8 protein-coding genes are annotated in these 5,709 nt (G+C 57.6%); 7 read left to right on the top strand and 1 reads right to left on the bottom strand.

What is annotated here, in order from left to right:
• Positions 1 to 538 precede the first annotated feature (538 nt).
• On the bottom strand, positions 539 to 1,018 hold the full coding sequence (gene merR, locus VMV64_RS04230) for an Hg(II)-responsive transcriptional regulator (RefSeq protein WP_325328703.1): 480 nt from the start codon (positions 1,016 to 1,018) through the stop codon (positions 539 to 541).
• 71 nt (positions 1,019 to 1,089) lie between these two features.
• Here merR and merT point away from each other — a divergent pair, with 71 nt between their 5' ends.
• The 7 genes from merT to VMV64_RS04195 form a co-directional block, all read left to right on the top strand.
• Entirely contained in the window at positions 1,090 to 1,440 is a 351-nt protein-coding gene (merT, locus tag VMV64_RS04225; RefSeq protein WP_325328702.1) for a mercuric ion transporter MerT, read from the top strand.
• A gap of 12 nt (positions 1,441 to 1,452) precedes the next feature.
• Complete coding sequence (gene merP, locus VMV64_RS04220) at positions 1,453 to 1,749, top strand: mercury resistance system periplasmic binding protein MerP (RefSeq protein WP_325328701.1); 297 nt, start codon at positions 1,453 to 1,455, stop codon at positions 1,747 to 1,749.
• Entirely contained in the window at positions 1,742 to 3,430 is a 1,689-nt protein-coding gene (gene merA, locus VMV64_RS04215) for a mercury(II) reductase (protein WP_325328700.1), read from the top strand. The genes merP and merA overlap by 8 nt, the downstream gene beginning before the upstream one ends.
• A gap of 176 nt (positions 3,431 to 3,606) precedes the next feature.
• Positions 3,607 to 4,128 carry a hypothetical protein gene (locus VMV64_RS04210; RefSeq protein WP_325328699.1) on the top strand — a complete coding sequence of 174 codons (522 nt, stop codon included), beginning with the start codon at positions 3,607 to 3,609 and terminating at the stop codon, positions 4,126 to 4,128.
• Positions 4,129 to 4,369: 241 nt separating this feature from the next.
• Positions 4,370 to 4,603: a hypothetical protein gene (locus tag VMV64_RS04205; RefSeq protein ID WP_325328698.1), complete on the top strand. Its 234-nt coding sequence runs from the start codon at positions 4,370 to 4,372 to the stop codon at positions 4,601 to 4,603.
• A gap of 45 nt (positions 4,604 to 4,648) precedes the next feature.
• Positions 4,649 to 5,131 carry a MerR family transcriptional regulator gene (locus tag VMV64_RS04200; protein WP_325328697.1) on the top strand — a complete coding sequence of 161 codons (483 nt, stop codon included), beginning with the start codon at positions 4,649 to 4,651 and terminating at the stop codon, positions 5,129 to 5,131.
• Positions 5,128 to 5,709: hypothetical protein (locus VMV64_RS04195; RefSeq protein WP_325328696.1), on the top strand; the 582-nt coding region annotated here is incomplete at its 3' end. The genes VMV64_RS04200 and VMV64_RS04195, both read left to right, overlap by 4 nt.

The following is a 5,709-nucleotide window of genomic DNA, read 5'->3' as shown; positions in this document are numbered from 1 at the left end:
AGGATTTCGCTCCGGTCAAGTTTCCACTTACGGTATACGCTGCGCACCTGGTTTACGGTATCGTCTTTGGCTATATCGGGCAACGATCCGCATCTACTCCAGTCAATATATTTCACCACATTGCAGTATTGATCCGGCGTTTCAACGGCATAGCAAAAGTATCTTCGTAGAAACGCCGCGAGGCCAATATCTCGCGATCTGATCTGCGCTCTCGAACATTGGTAGGTGTTTACCATTGAACTGCACAGGAGACTCTGAAACTGTCAAATAACCCGTTTCTTCTTGCACATGGCTAAAAAAGGCTATGTGCAAAATTCGGTTGAAAACCCATGACTTCTGAGGCCAAAAACACCGGTGCCGCACACATGACCCGCGTTGGAATATGAAAACCTGTGAGGCGTGTTTCCAGAAGACGATCGGTCGGTTAGGGATGGCGCCCGCTTTTCCTTCTACCTTGATATACAGATAATATTGTACGTTCAATACCTGTTTGGTAGATGAATACTCAGCCCGTTGGGAGGAAACGTGAACATGGTGGTCAGCGAACTCGACGGCACGTCGGCCGTGGCGTTGCTCGTGGAGCGCAAGTGGCTCGGTCACCCGGACACGCTGCGCGATTTTTTAGTGACGCAATTAGCGGGCAGGAAACGTTCCCCTTTCGCGCATGGCAGGCGCACACAAGCTCGGACAGCACGGCCTCCATGCGCGCCAAGTCGGCCATCTTTTCGCGCACGTCCTGGAGCTTGTGCTCGGCTAGACTGCTGGCTTCCTCGCAATGGGTGCCATCCTCCAGCCGCAGCAACTCGGCAATTTCATCCAGGCTGAACCCTAGCCGCTGGGCCGACTTCACGAATTTCACCCGCACCACGTCCGCCTCGCCGTAGCGGCGGATGCTGCCATAGGGCTTGTCCGGCTCCGGTAGCAAGCCCTTGCGCTGATAGAACCGGATCGTCTCCACGTTGACCCCGGCCGCCTTGGCGAAAACGCCGATGGTCAGGTTCCCCAAATTATTTTCCATACCGCTTGACTCCGTACATAAGTACGGAAGTAAGGTTACGCTATCCGATCTGAATTCGAAAGGAGAAGCGTATGTCTGAACCACAAACCGGGCGCGGCGCGCTCTTCGCCGGCGGGCTGGCCGCCATCCTCGCCTCGACCTGCTGCCTCGGGCCGCTGGTCCTGGTCGCCTTGGGAATCAGCGGGGCCTGGATTGGCAACCTGACGGCGCTGGAACCATATCGCCCGATCTTCATCGGCGCGGCACTCATCGCGCTGTTCTTCGCCTGGCGGCGCATCTACCGCCCATCACAAGCCTGCAAACCGGGTGATGTCTGCGCGATTCCACTGGTTCGCTCCGTTTATAAGCTCGTTTTCTGGATCGTGGCCGCCTTGATCCTGGTTGCCATCGTTTTTCCCTACGTCCTGCCGCTGTTCTATTGAAAGGAGATTGTCATGAAAAAATTCGCGATCCTTCTTGCCCTGTCCGCTGCCCTGAGCGCGCCCGCCTGGGCCGCAACCCGGACCGTCACGCTGTCGATTCCTGGCATGACCTGTGGCGCCTGCCCGATTACCGTGCGCACTGCGCTCCAGCGAGTGCCTGGCGTGGGAAAGGTTGGTATCGACGAGGCAAAAAAACAGGTCATCGTTACCTACAACGACAGCAAGACCAACGTGCAGGCCCTGACCCGGGCAACCAAGGATGCAGGCTACCCGTCCAGCATCAAGCAGGGAGAGCGAAATCATGGCTGACACGATCACTCTTCAAATCGAGGGCATGACCTGCGACTCGTGCGCCGTGCACACACGGCAGGCTCTGGAGAGGGTGCCCGGCGTCCGCTCGGCCTCGGTGTCCTATCCCCAGCGGCAAGCGGAGATCGAGGTGGACACCGGCGTGGGCCTGGACCCGCTGGTTGCCGCAGTGGCAGCGCTTGGCTACCGCGCTCGGCTCCCTAACACGCCGAATAAGCCCTCTGGTCTGTTGAACAAAACGCTGGGCGGACAGGACGGCGAAACGAGGCGTAGCGGCGATGGGGAGGCGCTGCATATAGCCGTGATCGGCAGCGGTGGCGCGGCGATGGCGGCCGCGCTTAAAGCCGTCGAGCAAAGTGCACGCGTGACGCTGATCGAGCGCGGCACCATCGGCGGCACCTGCGTGAACATCGGCTGCGTGCCGTCCAAGATCATGATCCGAGCGGCGCACATCGCGCATATGCGCCGGGAAAGCCCATTCGATGGCGGCATCTCATCGGCGGTGCCTGTGATTGACCGGGGCAAACTGCTGGCCCAGCAACAGGCTCGCGTCGATGAGCTGCGCCACGCCAAATACGAAGGCATCCTGGACGGCAATCCCGCCATCACCGTGCTGCACGGCGAGGCTCGTTTCATGAGCGGCCATAGCCTCAACGTCCAATTGAACGATGGCGGCGAGTGCGAAGTGGCCTTCGATCGCTGCCTGATCGCCACCGGTGCCAGCCCGGCGATTCCGCCGATTCCCGGCTTGAAGGACACAGCCTACTGGACTTCCACCGAGGCGCTGATCAGCGACACGATTCCTGAGCGGCTGGCCGTGATCGGTTCGTCGGTGGTCGCGCTGGAACTGGCGCAAGCCTTCGCCCGGCTCGGCAGCCAGGTGACGATTCTGGCACGCGGCACCTTGTTCCTCCGGGAAGACCAGGCCATTGGCGTAGCCATCACGGCCGCGTTTCGCGCCGAAGGCATCGAGGTGCTGGAGCACACGCAAGCCAGCCATATCGCTTATGCGGACGGCGAATTCGTGCTGACCACCGGGCACGGCGAACTGCGTGTCGACAAGTTGCTGATCGCCACTGGTCGCGCACCGAACGCACGCAGCCTGAATCTGGAAGCGGCGGGCGTGGCCATAAATGCGCAAGGGGCCATCGTCATCGACCAGGGTATGCGCACGAATAGCCCGAACATTTACGCCGCTGGCGACTGCACCGACCAGCCGCAATTCGTCTACGTGGCGGCAGCGGCCGGCACCCGTGCCGCCATCAACATGACCGGCGGCGATACGGTTCTCAACCTGAGGGCAATGCCTGCCGTGGTGTTCACCGATCCGCAAGTGGCGACCGTGGGCTACAGCGAAGCGGAAGCGCACCACGACGGTATCAAAACCGACAGCCGCACGCTGACGCTCGACAACGTGCCGCGGGCGCTCGCCAATTTCGACACCCGTGGCTTCATCAAACTGATAGCCGAGAAGGGTTCTGGCCGGTTGCTGGGTGCGCATGTCGTGGCCTCGGAGGGCGGCGAAGTCATCCAGGTGGCGGCCCTGGCCCTGCGTGCCCGCATGACCGTCCAAGAGCTTTCTGACCAGCTCTTCCCCTATCTCACCATGGTGGAAGGGATCAAACTCTGCGCCCAGACTTTCACCAGGGATGTTCGTGAATTGTCCTGCTGCGCGGGGTAAGGAAGGGATGGATGTTGCAGCAAAGTTGCGTTTATGGTGCAACCCAATGTCTACGATTGTATTTTGCGATTTGTAAGAATTTGGCGCCTGCGACGACTAGGGGAATGACCGCCTTCTGCAGGTCTTGGTGAGTTTGAATGCGCATAATTGCAAATGCAACGAAGAGGATACGACAAATGACGAAGACAGTAAGGATTGTGACAACGGCCATGGCACTTGCCGCGATGGCCATGGGGATACCACCAGTAGAAGCCGCGATGCCCGGCGACACAAATGCCATGGCAAAAATGCATATGTATTTTGCACATCACTCTTTGGGTTTCCCAGAGCATTTTTACCAATTTCATCCTGGGCCACACTGGGACCTAATGAATTCCTCAGCGCTACGTCTTACCCCAGCACAGATCAAACAGGAAAAAATGCTGGCAATGGGCATGATGCAGGATACTGAGCGAGGGATCATGGCTCTCAAGAAGGCCGCCCGGCAGTACAGCGAGGATGCCAAACTGCCCAATCCGTCCATCAGAGCGCTGACCCGAGATGTCCAGGCTGTCGGGCACGCCCAAGCCTATCTTGGTTACGAGATGATCCCGTATCACATAAAGGGATACCGGCTGCTTGATCCTGCGCAACGGGTCATTTATCACCGTCTCGCACGCGAGAATTGGATTCACAAGATGAAAATGATGCATGGCTAAATTTTTATATGCCCGCCCCACCGAAATCTGGTGGCAGCAAGAGCAAACATCGGTGGATTTTCCTAGCCAGTGTACGTACTTGACAGGCGGCGCCTGCTGAGACTATCTTAACGTTAACGTTAGTTAATGGCTGAATCCCAGAAAAGACCAGTATCGAGTGAGGCGGAGCGGCAACTTTTTTCGAGTACGCCAGAGCAGCGGACATGATGTTGTTCACTGGACACAATAAGGAGATATACCGATGACTACGTCCCACGTTAAGGTCCTGATTCACGTCAATGATGTATTGGATGAGGGCACTTCGCGCCCCCTCCTGACCTGTCTGCGTGAGGTCCCAGGGGTTACCCAAGTGAGCTTCGATCCCAAACAGGAGCATCTTATTGTCGTGCAGTATCAACCGAACACCACATCGTCAAAGGAGTTGCTGGAAAGTGTTTTGAAGCACGGTTATCAGGCTCAGTTGATAGGGTTGTAGGCCATGATGCCGAGGGCCAAGCAAGGCCCTACTCAGACCGAGAGGATGAAACCTCTGAAGATTGGTGAGGCGGCGGGCCTGCTCAATACCTCAACCCGCACCCTTCGCTTCTATGAGGAGCAGGGAATCCTGGCGCCGGTGAAGACGGCAAAGGGCGTGCGTCTGTACACAGACGACGACATCGAGCTCATCCGCGTAGTTCAGCACCTGACGGCCCTAGGTGTCGCGCTGCGGGACATTGCCGAACTTACGACCATTCGTTCCCATAGCCAGAGCGGTGATCAAGCGAGTCATAAGGTATTCGCCTTGCTTGAAGAATTGCGCCGAAGCGTGGAATGGAAGCAGAAAGAATGCGAACTCGTACTGGAACAAATTGCTACGACTGCTCGACTCGTGAAACGATGTTTCGGTTGCGAGAATCCGCCGACACATCTCGGGTGCGAGAAATGCCCCGTCGCCAGCAACGTTGGCGACTCACGCTTGCTGCAGCTGATTTGGGACAAGGATACGCCCAGGAGGGTGTCATGAGGCTTTTCCAGATCCCACAGAGTGCGCTCCTCAATGTTGTTGTCCGCGTCACATACCGGAGTGAATGGCCGGACGGATTCGGCGCGCGGGGCTGGAAGCTGGACATTGCGCTCGATGATCCGGAAATAATCGCCTCCACCCCCAGCCCTGGTGAGAGGATTAACACCTCTGTGCTGGTGCATGACATTCTGGACCACTATGTCTCCGGCTTTCCCCCGAGCGGTCATCGGAACGAGGCGATGGCGCTTATCCAGTTGGGCACACGCACTGGATCCGATCCCCGGCCGGATTACGAACAAATGGTCGATGAGGACTTGATGCACGGCGTAGTTTATGGCGAATCCATGCGGTCGTTTCTGCCGCCGCGTGTGGTGCAGTTACTTCCGCTCGATGTCATATCAGGAAAAGAAACCATCGATTTTCTTGTAAACATTTTGGGCCACGATTCATTGCGCTCCATGTTCGTGGAGCGTTTCTTCGAGCTGGGATATCGGGGCGTTCCATTGGCGCAAGCAAGTTGGAACAGGCATGGTCTGGGTTACGAACGCAGTACTGCAATCGGGACATGCCTGCAATGG

Origin of the sequence: Sulfuricella sp. (assembly GCF_035531155.1) — a bacterium.
Taxonomy (GTDB): domain Bacteria; phylum Pseudomonadota; class Gammaproteobacteria; order Burkholderiales; family Sulfuricellaceae; genus Sulfuricella.
This window is presented reverse-complemented; position numbering and strand designations above follow the sequence as displayed.